The organism is Streptomyces sp. NPDC102259 (assembly GCF_044766465.1).
GTDB lineage: Bacteria > Actinomycetota > Actinomycetes > Streptomycetales > Streptomycetaceae > Streptomyces.
Genome location: NZ_JBIWMA010000001.1, coordinates 331,237 through 346,930 on the forward strand (window position 1 = coordinate 331,237; position 15,694 = coordinate 346,930).

Sequence of the window (15,694 nt, forward strand, 5' to 3'; positions counted from 1 at the left end):
ATGACCGCAAAGCTTTACCTAAGGGACAGCTGTTTGGGGAGAGTTGACCGAATCGATATGGATGTATGGGGAAAACCCTCTACGAGCCCCCTGTGCGAGGGCTGTCCGCCGGTTGTGCGGGTTTCGGTCGGTCCTCCGGTCGGACGTCCTCGGTCGGACGTCCTTCGGTCAGGCGTCCTTGGCGCGGGCGTAGTGCCGGGAGGCCTTCGCGCGGTTGCCGCAGGCCGCCATGGAGCACCAGCGGCGGGTGCCGTTGCGTGAGGTGTCGAAGAAGTGCAGCACGCAGTCCTCGTGCGCGCAGCCGCGGATCCGGTCGGGGGCGGCGGAGAGCAGCTCCAGGTAGTTCCGGGCGGCCAGCCAGCCGGGCCCCCAGGCGTCGTCCCTGAACTCGGCCCGCTCGCCGGGTCCTTCGGCGGTGAGGGTGGGCCGGATCCGCCCGTGTCCGAGCACGGTGTCGACGCCGGTGGTGTCCGTCGGGCCGTCCGTCGGGCCGTCCGTCGGGCCGTCCACCGCGGCCTTCAGCGCGTCACGGGCGCGGAGGGTGTGCCGCAGGGTCGCCGCGTCGGCCGTGAACCGCTCGTCCAGCCCGTTCGCGGCGAGCCACACGGCGAGCCCGTCCGTGTCCCGCAGCAGATCCTGGACGGCGCCCTCCCGTACCCACCGCGTGTTGAGCAGGTCGAGCGCGAGGGGTTCGCCGGTGAGGGGGCGGAGATCGGGGGCGGTGGCGGACATCGGGGGCTCCTTCCGGGCTAACCGCTCAAGAGTACGTGACCGGTTGACACGCTTGATTCTAACCCTTAACCTCGATGTGAGCGGTTAAATTCGCGATCGGTGTGCGGGGCCCGAGGGGCTTTGCCGGGGCCGAGGAGGTCGAGCAGGTCATGGACGTCTACCACTCCGGCTCGCGTGCGGTTCAGGACCGCGTCGGGGTCCGCGACCTCGCCGATCACATGGGCCGGGCGATCGGCGAGGGCGTCAGGCCGGTCGTCGCCGCCTTCCTGGAGCTCCAGCCGCTGCTGGTCCTGGGCGCGGCCGACCCGGTGGACGGCCGGGTGTGGGCGTCGGCGCTCACGGGCGCCCCCGGCTTCGTCCGGGCCACCGGACCCCGCCGGATCTCGGTCGCCACCGGCGTCTCCCACGCCTGCCCGTCGGACGGTGCGGACGCGCCGCCCCCGGCCGACCCCCTCGCGGCGGCACTGGCCACCCCCGGGACCCCCGTGGGCACGACCGTTCTCGATCCGCGCACGCGACGCCGGGTCCGGGTGAACGGCCGACTGCGGCCCACCCCGCGCGGCTTCGCCGTCGAGACCGACCGGGTGTTCGCCAACTGCCCCAAGTACGTGCAACGCAGGGAGACCTACGAGACCGTCGACCGAACGCCCGGCAGCCCGCGCCGCAGCACCGAACTGACGTCCGGGCAGCGGGAGTTCCTGGCCGCCGCCGACACCTTCTTCCTCGCCACCCTCCACCCCGACGGCGCCGGGGCCGAACTCGGTCACCGCGGCGGCGCCCCCGGCTTCGTGCACGTGGCCTCACCGCGCACGCTCACCTGGCGCGACCACCCCGGCAACTCGATGTTCCTCACCCTGGGCAATCTCGCCACGGACCCCCGCGCCGGCCTGCTCTTCCTCGACTGGACGACGGGCCGCACGCTCCAGCTCACGGGCGAGGCCCGCACCCGGTTCGCGCCCGACGGCGAACGTACGGTCCACTTCACCGTCGCGGAGGCGGTCGACACCCCCGCCGCGCTCCCGCTGCGCTGGTCCGCGCCCGAATACTCCCCTGCGAACCCGGATCCGACCGGCTAACGTCCCCCCATGCGCAAGAAGTTGAGGGTGGCGGCCTATGCCGTCTGCGTCCGTGACGGACAGCTCCTGCTCGCCCGTTCACCGGCCCCCGACGGCACCCTCGAGTGGGTGCTGCCCGGCGGTGGCATGGAGCACGGCGAGGACCCCCTCGACACCGTCGTGCGCGAACTGGACGAGGAGACCGGCTACCGCGTCGAGGTCACCGGCCTGCTCGGCATCGACTCCTCCCGTCACACCTTCCGCCGCGGGGGACTACGCCGGCCCGTGGACCACCACGGCGTCCGGATCGTCTACGAGGGCCGGGTCGTCGGAGGCGAACTGCGCAATGAGGTGAACGGCTCCACCGACCTGGCCGCCTGGCACGATCTGGACGCGGTCCCCGGCCTCACCCGGATCCGGCTGGTCGACGTCGCGCTGCGGCTGTGGCAGGAACGGCCCGTGCACGGGCGGGTGTTCGCGCCCCCGCCGACCGGCCCCGGGGCCTGAACCGAACTCCGTGAGCGATATCTCCCGACCGCTGACCGCTGACCGCTGACCGCTGACCGCTGACCGCTGTCCGCCGAGCGCTGACCGCTGACCGCCGACCGCTGTCCGCTGTCCGCCGAGCGATATCCCGTGACTCGTACCCCGTGACCGATACCCCGTGAGATGAACGCGGAGTGACCGGCTCCGGGCGGTGTGCGGAGCAGTCGAGGTCCGCCCCGGTCCGATCGGGGCCCCCGAGATCCACGTACGCGATCGGCGTTGCCCGTTGCGAAGGCGTTCACGCGCAGGCCACTCCCGGTGCCGAGCATCCGAGGGAGCGGGATGTTCGCTGCCGCGACCGCCCGCGCCCACCGTCGACGCGTTCGTACTCGGGGAGATCGCGCCATGCCGCGCACACGCTCTGTCACGTCCTCCGTCCTGGGGGTCGACCGTCGTACCGTCCTCGCCGCCGCCGCGGCCGTCTCCGTCTCCGCGGGCGTCGGCTACGCCCTGCGCCCCACCGACAGCGAGGCGGCCCCCGCGGTGCCGCCCGCCGCCGCACCGGCTTCGGCCGCCCCCGCCAGGGAAGCCGCGCCGCCGGTCGCCGTGCCCGCCGCGCCCTCCGCCCCCTACACCAAGGGCACCACCCTCGCCTCCGTCGCCGCCCCGCGAACCGGCTCCGGGTACCGGCGCCTTCGCAGCGCGCCGGGCTGGCAGCGCGTCGTCCGCGGTGACCTGGCCGCGCCCGTGTCGGGCCGGGCGGGCCGCCGTACGACCCTCGCCGCCTTCGTCCAGCTCACCGACCTGCACCTGATCGACAGCCAGCACCCGCTGCGCCTGGAGTACCTGCGGGCCGCGAACGAGATCGCCTGGCGTCCGCAGGAGGCGCTCACCGTGCAGGGCGCGGTCGCGCTGGTGGAGCGGGTCAACGCCCTCCGGACGGCCCCCGTCACCGGCGCCCCGCTGGACTTCGTCGTCACCACCGGCGACAACACCGACAACAACGCCCACACCGAGCTGGAGTGGTACCTGAAGGTGATGAGCGGCGGCCGCATCACCCCCAACTCCGGGGACCCGCGCCACTACGAGGGCGTCCAGAACAGCGGCCTGCCCCTGTACTGGCAGCCCGACTCCACCACCCGTGACGCCTACAAACAGCGCGGGTTCCCGCACCTGGACGGCTTCCTCGCCGCCGCGATCCGCGAGGTGCGCAGCCCCGGCCTGAACCTGCCCTGGTACTCCACCGTCGGCAACCACGACGCGATGCCGCTGGGCTGCTACGCGCACGGCGACCCCTGGCTCGCCGAGTACGCGGTGGGCGGCCGCAAACTGATGGAGCTGAGCCCCGCCGAGGCCACGCGGCTCCAGCAGAGCATCAGCCAGGACAAGGACCCCCGGGGCGAGGTCATCCGCGACCTGCTGAAGTCGCACACCCGCACGTCCCGCGCGGTCACCCCCGACGCACGACGGGCCCCCTACACCCCCGCCGACCACCTCAGGGCCCATCTGGACCCGGCCCACAAGGGCGTGGGCGGACCGGTCGGCCACGGCTACACGGCCGCGAACCTGGACGCGGGCACGCAGTACTACACCTTCCCCGTGGCCGACGGCGTGATCGGGATCAGCCTCGACACCACCGACCCCGGCGGCCACTTCGACGGCTCCATCGGCACGGCACAGCTGAACTGGCTGGACGCGACCCTGCGGGCCCACAAGGACGCGTACGCCCTCGTCTTCAGCCACCACACCGGCAAGAGCATGTCCAACACCCGCCCCGACCCAGCCCGTCCGGCCGAGCGCCGCCACGACGGAGCCGAGCTGACGGCCCTGCTCGGCCGCCACCCCAACGTGCTGGCCTGGATCAACGGCCACATCCACCGCAACGACATCACCCCGCACCAGGGCTCCGGCGAGGGATCCGCCGCGGGCGGCACCTTCTGGGAGATCTCCACCGCCTCCCACGTGGAGTTCCCGCAGCTCGCCCGGGTCGTCGAGCTGGTGGACAACAAGGACGGCACCCTCTCGATCCACACCACCCTCATCGAGTCGTCCGCCCCGCACCGCACGGACCACGCCGACCTCTCCCAGACCGGCCTGGCGGCCCTCTACCGCGAGCTGTCCGCGAACGCCCGCTTCGACGGGGCACGGCTGGCGGGCGACGCGAAGGACCGCAATACGGAGCTGCTCCTGAGGAAGGGCGGCCGCAGGTGATCCGCCCGAGGTGAACGGCCCGAGGTGATCCGCCAGCCCGAGGTGATCCGCCCGAGGCGATCCGTCCCGAGCGTCACCTCTTCCGCAGCCACGGCACCAACTGCGCCACGCCCCAGGCCGCTTCCACGCAGAGGAAGGGCCACAGCACCCCCGGGGCGCCCTGGGCCAGCGCGTACGCCATCCACGCCGTGAACAGCGCGCGGGCGACGCCGTCGAGCAGGCCGTGCACCGCCAGCGGTCGGGCCAGGCGCAGGACGGCCCAGACGATGACGACCGACCCCATCAGATTCGCGAACAGGATCTGGATCGGGTCGGTCCGCGGGAACGCGCCCAGCCCCCACGCCCGGCTCCACGACGACAGCACGTCATGGACCAGCGCGTACGTCCACGGCGTCGCGAAGCCGGCCGTGACGACGAGGTCGTACCAGGCGCTCGCGCGGACGACACGGAGGAAGGAGGGGCCGGCGGGATCGAGGAACGGGGCGGAAGTGGTCATGAGGGCGACGCTAAACACTGGACTACGCTCCAAGGTCAAGCGTCGGACCGCTACCTGAGGAGGCTCCCGCATGCGCATCGGCGAGCTGGCTGCCCGCACCGGCACCACCCGGGACACCATCCGCTTCTACGAGAGGGTCGGCCTCGTCGAGGGCCGCCGACTGCCCAACGGGTACCGCGACTTCGCGCCGGAGACGGTGGAGTGGCTGGCCTACGTCCGTACCGCCCAGACCCTGGGTTTCACCCTCGCGGAGATCGCCCGGCACGGCGAGGAACTCCGTGAGGCCCCCGACTCCGCGGACGCCCTCTCCGCCCTCTTCGAGCAGAAGATCCAGATCGTCGACGCCCGCATGGCGGAACTCGCCGCCCTCCGCGCCGAACTCGCCGACCGCGTCGGCACGGGCTGCCCGCTGCGCACGGCGTGACGGGCGTGACGGGCGTGACGGTATGACGTCATGAGGAGGGGCCGCCGGGTCGCGCCCGACGGCCCCTCCTCTCCCCTCCTGGCCCTGCCCCGGTCCGTCACTAACGGGGCAGCACCACGACATACGCGGCCGGGTCCCGGTCGCCCGAGGCCATCAACGCCGTGCGGACGACGGCCGCCTGCTGTTCCATCGTGTCCCGCAGCTTCTTCGGCGTGATGTACACGACCGTGATGCCGAGCCGCTCCAGATGTTCGCGCTTGCGGGCGTACTCCGACCAGAGGGCGTCCTCGTCCTGCCTCGGCGCCCGGGTGTCCAGTTCGACCGCCACCGCCTGGTCCGGCCAGTACGCGTCCAGACCTCCCAGCGGCGGACCGCCCGGCAGCCGGAGGTCCACGTTCCAGACCGGGTCGGGAAGGCCGTACTCGTACACCATCGCGTACAGCCGCTCTTCCGCGATCGCGCGTCCCTCCGCGAGCAGCGAGTCCACCGCGTCCACCACATGCGGGCGGCTCAGCAACTTGGCGTTGTTCAACTCCCGTACCACCGCCGCCGGTTCACAGTGGCCCCCGCGTACCGCCTCCGTCAGCAGCCGCTGTACGGTCCCCGCGTCCGTCAGCTGGGCGACGGCGTCGGCGAGCGCGCGGGGCACCGGCGCCACCGGAACTCCCGTGGCCTGCGCGGGAGTCGGCAGGCTGCCCGTACGGACGACATGGGCGCAGCCCGTCGAGCGCAGCCGGCGCAGCCGCGGGACCAGGACGTCGATGTGTTCCAGGGACGGCAGCGGGGGAGCGGACGCGAGCCCGTGCAGGTTCAGGGCCGCCAGCCCGGTGATCATCGCCTCCTTGTACACCGGCCGGTGCGGGTCCCCGGCGCCCGGCTGGGTCGGCACCCCGGGCGGCGGCGTCGCCGTGTCGCGGCCCGCGTACATCAGCACCGCGTGCAGCCGCTCCTCGCTGGTCGGCGGGCCGGGGTGGAGTAGGTACACGCCGGGGAGGATCTGCTGCCAGGGGCCGCCGGGACGGCTCTGCTCGTCCGCCTCGGCCGGCGCGACGCCGTGCGAGCGGAGCTGGGCCGTGGTGGTGAGGCGGCGCTGTACGTCCGAGAGGTGGCGGACGGCGCGGGGGGACGCCGAGGGAACCTGGGGGAGCGGGGTGTTGTGGTGGTTCATGCAACGGGGATTCCGCGCCGGGCCGGTCTCGTAACCGCTGTTACACGCCCGTCGACAAATCCGGACAAGCTCGTCCTAAAGGACGGGTGTTCGGATGCCGATGGGGCGCCGAAAACCCCTGGTCCCGCAGGGGGGAGCCAGGGGTTACGGGTCGGATTGCCTGAATTCCGTAACGGTGACCGTCAGCGGAATTCATGGCCAAAGCTCAGGGCTGGAGACCTCGGTCGGTCCCGGCCCCCACGCCACTCGCCCCCGCGCCATCCGCCTGTGCGTCACCCGCCTGTGCCCGCAGCGACCGTGCCAGGTCGTCGCGCGCCTCCAGCACCAGCCGTCGCAGCGCCGGGGCCGCCGACTCGTGCGCCGCGAGCCACGCGTCCGTCGCCTCCAGCGTCCGAGGGGAGTCCTGGAGCGACGGGAACAGGCCCTTGACCACGTTCATCGCGATCTGGATCGACCGCTCGGCCCAGATCCGCTCGATCGACGCGAAGTACTTCTCCGCGTACGGGACGAGCAGCTCCCGCTGCGAGGGCCGGTCGAAGCCCGCGATCGTCGCCTCCACCAGCGCGTTGGACAGCGAGTCCGACTCCACCAGCTGGGCCCAGGCCTGCGCCTTGACCGCCGCCGACGGGCGGGCCGCGAGGCAGCGGACCTGATGCCGCTTGCCGGACGCCGTGTCGTCACGGGCCAGTTCGGCCGCCAGCGCCTTCTCGTCGGCGTACCCGTGCGCGACCAGCGGCTCCACGAACACCCAGCGCAGCTCCTGGTCCACCTCCAGGCCGTCGATCTTCGCCGTGCCGTCAAGCAGGCCCTGGAGCAGCTCGAAGTCGGAGTCGGAGGACGCCACCGTCGCGAAGAAGCGCGCCCAGGCCAGCTGGTGCTCGCTGCCCGGCTCGGCCGCCCGCAGATCCCGCAGCGCGGTGTCGGCGAGCAGTTCCTCGCCGGTCCGCCGCCAGGACCGCGGCGCGTAGTGGACCAGCGCCGAGTCCGCCCACGCGTGCAGCATCTGAAGGACGCCGATATCGGACTCGTCGCGCGCGAACCGCACCACCAGGTCCACGAAGTCGGACGCGGGCAGCAGCGCGTCCCGGGTCAGGTTCCACAGCGCCGACCAGCACAGGGCCCGGGCCAGCGGGTCGGTCATCGCACCCAGGTGCTCGCGCAGCGTGGCCAGCGAGGTGTCGTCGAAGCGGATCTTGCAGTACGTCAGGTCGTCGTCGTTGACCAGCACCAGCTCCGGGGCCTCCGCGCCCGCCAGCTCCGTCACGACCGTCCGCGGACCGTCGACGTCCGTCTCGGCGCGCGCGTACCGCACGAGACGGTCGTCCTCGCGGCGGTACAGGCCGATCGCCACCCGGTGCGGCCGCAGTTCCGGGTACGCCTCGGCGGCGTCCTGGACCACTGCCAGCTCGTCGATCCGGCCCCGCGGGTCCAGCAGCACCTGCGGGGTCAGCGAGTTCACGCCCGCCGTCTGGAGCCAGGACCGCGACCAGCCGGCCATGTCCCGGCCGCTGGTCTCGGCGAGCACCGACAGCAGGTCGCCGAGGCGCGTGTTGCCGTACGCGTGCCGCTTGAAGTAGCGCCGCGCGCCCTCGAGGAACGCGTCCTGGCCGACGTACGCCACCAGCTGCTTCAGGACGGAGGCGCCCTTGGCGTACGTGATGCCGTCGAAGTTCAGCTTCGCGTCCTGGAGGTCGCGGATGTCGGCGGTGATCGGGTGGGTGGAGGGGAGCTGGTCCGCGCGGTAGGCCCAGGCCTTGCGGCGGTTGGCGAAGGTGATCCAGGCGTCGGTGAAGCGGGTCGCGCCGACGTTGGCGAACGTGCCCATGAAGTCGGCGAAGGACTCCTTCAGCCACAGGTCGTCCCACCACACCATGGTGACCAGGTCGCCGAACCACATGTGCGCCATCTCGTGCAGGATGACGTTCGCCCGCGCCTCGTACGACGCCTGCGTCACCTTGCCGCGGAAGATGTACTCCTCGCGGAAGGTCACCAGACCCGGGTTCTCCATCGCGCCGAGGTTGTACTCGGGCACGAACGCCTGGTCGTACTTGCCGAACGGGTACGGGTAGTCGAAGTGGTCGTGGAAGAAGTCCAGGCCCTGCTTGGTGACGAGGAAGACGTCCGCGGAGTCGAAGTGGGGCGCCAGACCCTTGCGGCACATGGCGCCGAGGGGGATCTCCAGCGTCGTGCCGTCGCCCAGGTCGCGTGTGTAGGTGTCCGTCACATAGTGGTACGGGCCGGCCACGACACAGGTGATGTACGTCGAGATCGGCTTCGTCTCCGCGAAGCGCCACACCCCGTCGGTGCGCTCGCCGGCGCCGTTGCTCCACACCACCCACTCCTCGGGCGCCCGCACCTCGAAGCGGAATGGGGCCTTGAGGTCGGGCTGCTCGAAGCCCGCGAAGACCCGCCGGGCGTCGGCCGGCTCGTACTGGGTGTACAGGTACACCTCGCCGTCCTCCGGGTCGACGAAGCGGTGCAGGCCCTCGCCGGTGCGGGAGTAGGCGCACTGGGCGTCCACGACCAGCTCGTTCTCCGCGGCCAGGTCCTCCAGCAGGATCCGGGCGCCGTCGAAGACCTCACCGGGGTCGAGGTCGCGGCCGTTGAGGGAGACGGACGTCACACTCGGCGCGATCAGGTCCACGAAGCTCGACGCGCCGGGCTCGTTGCTGCGGAAGCGGATCGTGGTGACCGACCGGAAGGTGCGAGGTTCGTCCCCGGCCCGGTCGCCGACCGCCGACCGGAGGTCGAGGGACACGTCGTACCCGTCGACGGAGAGCAGGGCGGCCCGCTCCCGGGCCTCGTCGCGGGACAGGTTCTCACCGGGCACGGCGGTACTCCCTCAGTGCGTTGAGCACGGGCTTTCGGACAGGAGTGATCCTGCCACGCGCCCCTGACGCCCGGCAGCAGGGAATGTGCGGCACGGACGGCGGTGTTCAGGGGGGAAAGGCCTATCTCATGAGGATTGCTCGAGGAGAGACATGTCGGAGAAGACCCCCGTCGACTTCTGGTTCGACCCGCTGTGCCCGTGGGCCTGGATGACCTCCCGGTGGGTGCTGGAAGTGGAGAAGGTCCGTGACATCGAGGTCCGCTGGCACATCATGAGCCTCGCCGTCCTCAACGAGCCCAAGATCGACGAGCTGCCCGAGGAGTACCGCGAGATGCTCGCGGTCAAGGCCTGGCAGCCGGTGCGCGTGGTCACCGCCGCCTGGCAGCTGCACGGCGCCGACGTCCTCGGCCCCCTCTACACCGCGCTCGGCACCCGCATCCACAACAACGGCGAGGGCCCGACCGTGGAGGCCATCGCCGGCGCGCTCAAGGACGTCGGTCTGCCCGCGTCCCTGATCGAGTACGCCGAGCAGTCGGACTTCGAGTTCGACGCCCAGCTGCGCGCCTCCCACAAGGAGGGCATCGAGAAGGTCGGCCAGGACGTCGGCACCCCCGTCATCGCCGTCCCCGGACCCGACGGTGAGCAGATCGCCTTCTTCGGTCCCGTGGTCACCCCGGCGCCGAAGGGCGAGGAGGCCGCCCGCCTCTGGGACGGCACCCTCGCCGTCGCCTCGGTCCCCGGCTTCTACGAGATCAAGCGCTCCCGCACCAAGGGCCCGGACTTCAGCAACCTGTGACGGTGGTGGTGCCCCGCGAGCGCCGCCGGCGGGGCACCATGGACCCATGACGGAGGTCGACACCTCGGTACCGCACTCGGCCCGTATCTGGAACTACTGACGTCCGGCGGCACGGCCCTCGGCCGGTGTCACGGCCGGCGCAACAGCCCCCGCTCCATGGCCACCACCACCGCCCGGGTCCGGTCGTTCACGTCGAGCTTGGCGAACAGACGCAGCAGATGGGTCTTGACGGTCGCCTCCGAGATCACCAGACGCCGGCCGATCTCGGCGTTGGTCAGCCCGTCGGCGACCGCGCCGAGAACGTCCGTCTCCCGGGCGGTCAGCGCCTCCTGGACGGGGCGCCGCAGCCGGGCCACCAGCTTCTGAGCCACTCGGGGCGCGAGCACCGTCTCCCCGCGCGCCGCCGCCCGGATCGCGTCGACGAGCTGCTCGCGCGTGGTGTCCTTCAGCAGATAGCCGATGGCGCCGGCCTCGACCCCGCGCTCGATGTCCGCGTCCGTGTCGTACGTCGTCAGGATCAGCACCCGGGTGCGCGGATGGCGGGCGACGATCTCGGTCGTCGTGGTGACCCCGTCGAGTACCGGCATCCGCAGATCGACCAGAGCCACGTCGGGGTCGTGCCGCTCGACGAGGTCGAGGGCGGCACGGCCGTCGCCCGCCTCGCCGACGATCTCGATGCCGTCCTCCCCGGCCAGCAGGGCCACCACCCCGGCCCGCATCACGGTGTGGTCGTCGACCACGACGACCCGCAGCGCCGTCACCTTGCTCATGCCGCTCCCTCCGTGTCCCGGGCCAGTGGGATCGACGCCAGGATCCGCGTCCCGTCCCCGACCGAGCTGGTCACCGTCAGCCGTCCGCCCAGTTCCGCCACCCGCTTGCGCATCCCGTCCAGTCCGAAGCCCCTCGACTCCTCCACCACGAACCCGGCGCCGTCGTCGGTGATCTCCAGCTCCACCCCGTAGGGCCGCCGGGCCAGCACCACCCCGACCGTGGAGGCCCGGGCGTGCTTGCGCACATTGGCCAGGGACTCCTGGGTGCAGCGCAGCAGCGCGATCCGGGTCCGCTGGTCGCAGTCGAGGTCCGCCAGGTCGGCGTCCACGGTGAGCCCGGTGTCCTCGACGAAACGGTCCAGGACCCGCCGTAGCGCTGGCGCCGCGGAGCCCGCCACCGCGGCGCCCGCACGCCCGCCCGAGCCCACCAACTCCCGTGCCTCCGCGAGGTTCTCGCGGGCCGTCGACTCGATCGACCGCAGCTGCTGGGCGCTGCGCCCTGGATCGGCCGCCATCCCGGCCCGGGCCGCCTCCGCCAGCACCACGATCGACGCGAAGCCCTGCGCGAGCGTGTCGTGGATCTCGCGCGCCAGTCGCTCCCGTTCGTCCGCCGCGCCCTGCCGCTGGTGCGCCGCGGAGAGCTGCGCCTGGGTCCGCTCCAACTCCTCGATGAGCCGCGCCCGTTCGGTGCTCTGCGCGACCACCGCGTGCGCCCACAGCCCGATCAGCACCCCCACCGCGACGACGATGAGGGTGGACACGGCCGTCTCGCCGAGGAACTCCGCCGACCAGCCCTGCAGGAGCCAACTGCCCAGCAGCGTCGAGGCGGTGGCGAGCCCCAGGAACCCCATCGAGATCCTCGGGGTCCGCCCGAACATCCAGTAGTGCGGCAGCGTCACCATGAACAGCGCCGCGTAGCTGGTCCGCAGATACGCCAGCCCGCCGAGCGCGAGCACCAGCACCGTGAGATAGCCGTGCGGCCGTACCACGGGGTTGTCCGGGAAGCGGTCGAGGATCGCGTAGCACAGCACCACGCTGCCCAGCAGCGCGAGCGCCTCGTACATGCCCCCGCCGGGCCGCCCCAGGGCGGCGATCCCGACGGCCATCGCCGCGAACAGCACCCAGCACACCGCGTTCCAGCGGCGCAGGGAGGTGGCCCAGAAGGCGTCGGCGGAGGGCCCGGCGAGAGCGGTCATACCGATCAACGTACGTCGACCACCGGCCGCCCGGGGGGCACTTGGGGCCGCGGCCCCGCCGTCTCCCGGTCCGGCCGCGCCGGCCACCAGCTCCGCTCGCCCAGCAGCAGCATCGCCGACGGCAGGATCAGGATGCGTACGACGAAGGCGTCCAGCAGGACGGCCGCCGCGAGCACGAACCCGATCTGCTTCATCTCGATGATGTGGAGGAAGACGAAGCTCACGAACACCGTCGTCATCACGACCGCCGCGCTGGTCACCACGCTCGCCGACCGGCGGACCCCGTCGAGCACCGCCTGCCGGGTCGGGGTGCCCGCGAGCACGGCCTCCCGGATCCTGCTGACGACGAACACCTGGTAGTCCATGGAGAGTCCGAAGAGGATCACGAACAGGAACAGCGGGACCCGGGACCCGATCGAGCCGGTGGAGCGGAAGTCCAGCAGCCCTTCGGCCCAGGTGTGCTGGAAGACGAGGACCAGCAGCCCGAGCGCCGCCGCCGCCGACAGCAGGTTCAGCACCACGCCGATCAGCCCGAGGACGACGGAACGGAACGCGTACACCGTCATCAGGAAGGTCACCAGCAGCAACGCCCCGAGGACGAGGGGCAGTTTGCCGTTCTGGTGCGCCGGATAGTCGGTGTACCGGGCCACGTCACCGCTGACGCCGTACGCGGCGCCGGCGATCCGGCCGACGGTGGCGGGCAGGTAGTCGTGGCGCAGGTGGTCGAGCGAGTCGTAGGCCCGGTCGGAGTCGCCAAGGTACGGCACGCGCAGTTCGAGGGTGCTGACACGGTGGTCCGCGGAGGTGCGGAGCCGGGGCGTGCCGGTGAACAGGGGGTCGGCGTCCGCCAGCCGGGTCAGTGCGTCCAGTGCCTCGGCGACCTCGGCGGCCCGTGCGGCGTCGGCGCGCACGACCACCTGGTGGGTGACCCGGTGCTGCGGGAACGCCTCGTTCAGCCGGTCGTACACCCGCATGGCGGGGATCTCGCGGGAGTGGGTGTCCCGGCTCATCTCCGTGATGTGCAGGCCTGCCAGCGGGACGACGAGTGCGAGCAGGGCGAGGACGGAGACACCGAGGGTGGCGAACGGGTGCCGGGCGGCGGGGCGCAGCAGCGCGGTCCAGACCCGGCCGCCGCTCTCACTCCTCTCACCGCTTCCGCCGCTTCCGCCGCGGGGACGGCGTGCGGGCCTGCCCCGCTCCGCCCGGCGTGCGGCCCTGCGCTCCGCCCGCTGCCCGAGCACCGTCAGCAGCGCGGGGAGCGCCGTCAGGGAGCTGGCCATCGCGACCAGGACGACCACCACGGTGCCGGTGGCGAGCGAGGAGAAGATGACGTCCGAGGCCAGGTACAGCGTGGCGGTGGACGCGACGACCGCGAACCCGGAGACCATCACCGCCCGGCCCGAGGTGGCGGCCGCCAGCTCTACCAGGGCCTGCGAGCTCAGCCGCCCCCCGGAGCGGGCCCGCTCCTCGCGCTCCCGCTTCAGATGGAAGAGCGTGTAGTCGACGCCGACGGCGAGGCCGATCATCAGGATGACGTTCGTGCCGACCCCGGTGTCCGGGGAGACGTGCGAGGCCACCATCGACAGGCCGACGGCCGCCGCGATCGACGACAGTGCGAGCAGCAGCGGCACGGCGGCCATGGTGAGCGAGCCGAACACGACCAACAGGGTCAGCAGCGTGACCGGCAGGGTGATCTTCTCGGAGAGCGCGAGGTCGTCACCGCGCTGTTCGTCGACGCCCTTGCTGATGGAGGGGCTGCCGGTCTCCTGGAGCAGCAGCTCCGGGTGGGCCCGCTGGACGGCCGCGGTCTGCGCGGTGAGCGCGTCGACCTTGTCCTTGGCGTCCCGCTCCTCGCCCCGCAGAGCCACCTCGACCATGAGGATCCGGCCGTCGGCGGAGCGGATCGGCGCGGCCACCTCGGCGACCTCGGGCAGCCGCTCCATCCGGGCGGTGAGGTCCCGGACGGCCCCGAGGGCCGCCTCGGCGCCGAGGGTGCCCGACCGCGCGGAGATCAGCACCTGCTCGGCCGACCTGCGTTCCAGATGCCCTTCGGCCGCCATGGCCTCGGCCCGGCCGGCCTCGCCGACCCGGTAGTCGGCCGTCCTCGCGCTGTTCATCCCGACGGCACTGCCGGCCGCCAGGCACAGCGTCACGAAGACCAGCCAGCCGACGATCGCCCGCCAGGGGTGCCGCGCGCTGGAACGCGCCATGCGCACAGTGAGTGAGTTCATGCCCAAAAGCCTGTCTGGCCAGGGCAGTTGACCGACAGAGGTGCCCGGTTGAACTTCCCGTCCACCGATCGGTGGACCCCGAGGGTGGGGAGGTCCCCCGGCGGAGGCGGGGGGCAGGCGCAGGGGCAGAGGCAGAGCTAGGGGGCGGCGCCTAGGCGGCCGTCTGCGGCGGCGCCCGGAACTCCTCCGGAAGATCGAAGCCGGACCTCCAGTTGAAGTAGGACTGCACCCGCACACAGCCTTCGCGGGTGCAGCGCCGGTACTTGTCGAGATCCGCCCGGTGCACCAGCACCTGCGTCTGCGTCAGGGCGAAGGCCCGCTCGGCGCCGTGCAGGTGCCGGAAGTGCTGTTCGGTGTCCCCGCAATTGGGGCAACGCCGCTTCGGAAGACCCATGCGGGCCACTGTCGCCCGGAACGCGGCGCCTTGGGAAGCCCCCGCGCCCGCCCGCGCGCACGGGAGCGGAACACAGCGGAACGCACGGGAACGGCCCCGCGAGTCCTGTCCTCGCGGGGCCGTTCCTTCATTCCGCCCGCCGTCGTGAAGGGTGAGAAGACGATCACGAGGCAGGACGCTTCACCGCTGCCTCAGGGGGCGAGCAGCAGCACATCCGCGCGGGACCTGGCGGCCTCGAGACGCCGGGCCACGTCCTGCCAGTTCACGACGGCCCACATCGCCTCGATGAAGTCGACCTTCTGGTTCCTGTACTGGAGGTAGAAGGCGTGCTCCCAGGCGTCGAAGACGAGGATCGGCACGGAACCCTGGCCGACGTTGCCCTGGTGGTCGTAGACCTGCTCGACGATCAGACGGCCGCTGAGCGGCTCGTACGCGAGGACGCCCCAGCCGGAACCCTGGGTGGTCGCGGACGCCTTGGTCAGCTGGGCCTTGAAGCCGGCGAACGAGCCGAAGGACTCGGTGATCGCGTCCGCGAGGTCGCCGACGCCGTCCGCCGCGAGGGGCTCGCCGCCGCCGTCGCCGGTCATGTTGGCCCAGTAGATGCTGTGCAGGATGTGGCCGGAGAGGTGAAAGGCCAGGTTCTTCTCCAGGCCGTTGAGGGCCGCCCACCGCTCCTTGTCCCGTGCCTCCGCCAACTGCTCCAGGGTGTCGTTGGCGCCCTTCACATAGGCCGCGTGGTGCTTGTCGTGGTGCAGCTCGATGATCTCCGGGCTGATCACGGGGGCGAGCGCGGAGTAGTCGTAGGGCAGTTCGGGCAGCGTGTAGACGGGCATGACGGGTCCCCCTCGAACCTCTTATTGCAAGTAACTTGCAAGTGCAGGTTAGCAACAAGAAGGGGGCTCCGG

At 71.9% G+C, this 15,694-nt stretch carries 14 protein-coding genes; 5 read left to right on the forward strand and 9 right to left on the reverse strand.

Translation table 11 applies throughout. From position 1 onward, the window contains the following. Positions 1–168: 168 nt before the first annotated feature. Entirely contained in the window at positions 169–732 is a 564-nt protein-coding gene (locus tag ACIRPU_RS01550; protein ID WP_403860177.1) for a CGNR zinc finger domain-containing protein, read from the reverse strand. A 149-nt stretch (positions 733–881) separates the two neighbouring features. Here ACIRPU_RS01550 and ACIRPU_RS01555 point away from each other — a divergent pair, with 149 nt between their 5' ends. The 3 genes from ACIRPU_RS01555 to ACIRPU_RS01565 all read left to right on the forward strand — a co-directional run bounded on the left by ACIRPU_RS01555 (position 882) and on the right by ACIRPU_RS01565 (position 4,484). Then, positions 882–1,808, forward strand: a complete 927-nt coding sequence (locus tag ACIRPU_RS01555; protein ID WP_403860180.1) for a pyridoxamine 5'-phosphate oxidase family protein — start codon at positions 882–884, stop codon at positions 1,806–1,808. A 9-nt stretch (positions 1,809–1,817) separates the two neighbouring features. Then, positions 1,818–2,294, forward strand: coding sequence for an NUDIX hydrolase (locus ACIRPU_RS01560; RefSeq protein ID WP_403860183.1), 477 nt, complete (start codon positions 1,818–1,820; stop codon positions 2,292–2,294). A gap of 384 nt (positions 2,295–2,678) precedes the next feature. Continuing rightward, the gene (locus ACIRPU_RS01565; protein ID WP_403860186.1) at positions 2,679–4,484 is read left to right on the forward strand and encodes a TIGR03767 family metallophosphoesterase; all 1,806 of its coding nucleotides are present in this window, start codon (positions 2,679–2,681) and stop codon (positions 4,482–4,484) included. Between the two features lie 73 nt (positions 4,485–4,557). Here ACIRPU_RS01565 and ACIRPU_RS01570 read toward each other — a convergent pair whose 3' ends face one another. Then, the gene (locus ACIRPU_RS01570) at positions 4,558–4,980 is read right to left on the reverse strand and encodes a hypothetical protein (RefSeq protein ID WP_403860189.1); all 423 of its coding nucleotides are present in this window, start codon (positions 4,978–4,980) and stop codon (positions 4,558–4,560) included. A gap of 70 nt (positions 4,981–5,050) precedes the next feature. Between ACIRPU_RS01570 and ACIRPU_RS01575 the strand changes: the two genes are divergently transcribed. After that, complete coding sequence (locus ACIRPU_RS01575; protein ID WP_355701374.1) at positions 5,051–5,404, forward strand: MerR family transcriptional regulator; 354 nt, start codon at positions 5,051–5,053, stop codon at positions 5,402–5,404. A 100-nt stretch (positions 5,405–5,504) separates the two neighbouring features. Here the strand turns inward: ACIRPU_RS01575 and ACIRPU_RS01580 are convergent, their stop codons facing one another. Together ACIRPU_RS01580 and pepN are read right to left on the reverse strand one after the other, a co-directional pair. Beyond that, positions 5,505–6,572, reverse strand: coding sequence for a hypothetical protein (locus ACIRPU_RS01580; protein WP_403860192.1), 1,068 nt, complete (start codon positions 6,570–6,572; stop codon positions 5,505–5,507). A gap of 205 nt (positions 6,573–6,777) precedes the next feature. Next, entirely contained in the window at positions 6,778–9,402 is a 2,625-nt protein-coding gene (gene pepN / locus ACIRPU_RS01585; RefSeq protein WP_403860195.1) for an aminopeptidase N, read from the reverse strand. Between the two features lie 151 nt (positions 9,403–9,553). Here pepN and ACIRPU_RS01590 point away from each other — a divergent pair, with 151 nt between their 5' ends. Beyond that, entirely contained in the window at positions 9,554–10,198 is a 645-nt protein-coding gene (locus ACIRPU_RS01590) for a DsbA family protein (protein WP_054240011.1), read from the forward strand. A gap of 128 nt (positions 10,199–10,326) precedes the next feature. Here the strand turns inward: ACIRPU_RS01590 and ACIRPU_RS01595 are convergent, their stop codons facing one another. From ACIRPU_RS01595 to ACIRPU_RS01615, 5 genes are all read right to left on the reverse strand, one after another. Further along, entirely contained in the window at positions 10,327–10,968 is a 642-nt protein-coding gene (locus tag ACIRPU_RS01595) for a response regulator (RefSeq protein WP_403860199.1), read from the reverse strand. Next, positions 10,965–12,164: a sensor histidine kinase gene (locus ACIRPU_RS01600; RefSeq protein ID WP_403860202.1), complete on the reverse strand. Its 1,200-nt coding sequence runs from the start codon at positions 12,162–12,164 to the stop codon at positions 10,965–10,967. Before ACIRPU_RS01600 ends, ACIRPU_RS01595 begins: the two co-directional genes overlap by 4 nt. Before the next feature lie 5 nt (positions 12,165–12,169). Further along, positions 12,170–14,395 carry an MMPL family transporter gene (locus ACIRPU_RS01605; RefSeq protein ID WP_403860205.1) on the reverse strand — a complete coding sequence of 742 codons (2,226 nt, stop codon included), beginning with the start codon at positions 14,393–14,395 and terminating at the stop codon, positions 12,170–12,172. Between the two features lie 151 nt (positions 14,396–14,546). Continuing rightward, complete coding sequence (locus tag ACIRPU_RS01610) at positions 14,547–14,789, reverse strand: hypothetical protein (RefSeq protein ID WP_403860208.1); 243 nt, start codon at positions 14,787–14,789, stop codon at positions 14,547–14,549. Positions 14,790–14,980: 191 nt separating this feature from the next. Next, entirely contained in the window at positions 14,981–15,622 is a 642-nt protein-coding gene (locus ACIRPU_RS01615; protein ID WP_403860211.1) for a superoxide dismutase, read from the reverse strand. Between the last annotated feature and the right edge of the window lie 72 nt (positions 15,623–15,694).

Bases quoted from the DNA above. Each gene is read 5' to 3' on its own strand.
- ACIRPU_RS01550 (WP_403860177.1), bottom strand. From the start codon at position 732: ATGTCCGCCACCGCCCCCGATCTCCGCCCCCTCACCGGCGAACCCCTC.
- ACIRPU_RS01555 (WP_403860180.1), top strand. From the start codon at position 882: ATGGACGTCTACCACTCCGGCTCGCGTGCGGTTCAGGACCGCGTCGGG.
- ACIRPU_RS01560 (WP_403860183.1), top strand. From the start codon at position 1,818: ATGCGCAAGAAGTTGAGGGTGGCGGCCTATGCCGTCTGCGTCCGTGAC.
- ACIRPU_RS01565 (WP_403860186.1), top strand. From the start codon at position 2,679: ATGCCGCGCACACGCTCTGTCACGTCCTCCGTCCTGGGGGTCGACCGT.
- ACIRPU_RS01570 (WP_403860189.1), bottom strand. From the start codon at position 4,980: ATGACCACTTCCGCCCCGTTCCTCGATCCCGCCGGCCCCTCCTTCCTC.
- ACIRPU_RS01575 (WP_355701374.1), top strand. From the start codon at position 5,051: ATGCGCATCGGCGAGCTGGCTGCCCGCACCGGCACCACCCGGGACACC.
- ACIRPU_RS01580 (WP_403860192.1), bottom strand. From the start codon at position 6,572: ATGAACCACCACAACACCCCGCTCCCCCAGGTTCCCTCGGCGTCCCCC.
- ACIRPU_RS01590 (WP_054240011.1), top strand. From the start codon at position 9,554: ATGTCGGAGAAGACCCCCGTCGACTTCTGGTTCGACCCGCTGTGCCCG.
- ACIRPU_RS01595 (WP_403860199.1), bottom strand. From the start codon at position 10,968: ATGAGCAAGGTGACGGCGCTGCGGGTCGTCGTGGTCGACGACCACACC.
- ACIRPU_RS01600 (WP_403860202.1), bottom strand. From the start codon at position 12,164: ATGACCGCTCTCGCCGGGCCCTCCGCCGACGCCTTCTGGGCCACCTCC.
- ACIRPU_RS01605 (WP_403860205.1), bottom strand. From the start codon at position 14,395: ATGAACTCACTCACTGTGCGCATGGCGCGTTCCAGCGCGCGGCACCCC.
- ACIRPU_RS01610 (WP_403860208.1), bottom strand. From the start codon at position 14,789: ATGGGTCTTCCGAAGCGGCGTTGCCCCAATTGCGGGGACACCGAACAG.
- ACIRPU_RS01615 (WP_403860211.1), bottom strand. From the start codon at position 15,622: ATGCCCGTCTACACGCTGCCCGAACTGCCCTACGACTACTCCGCGCTC.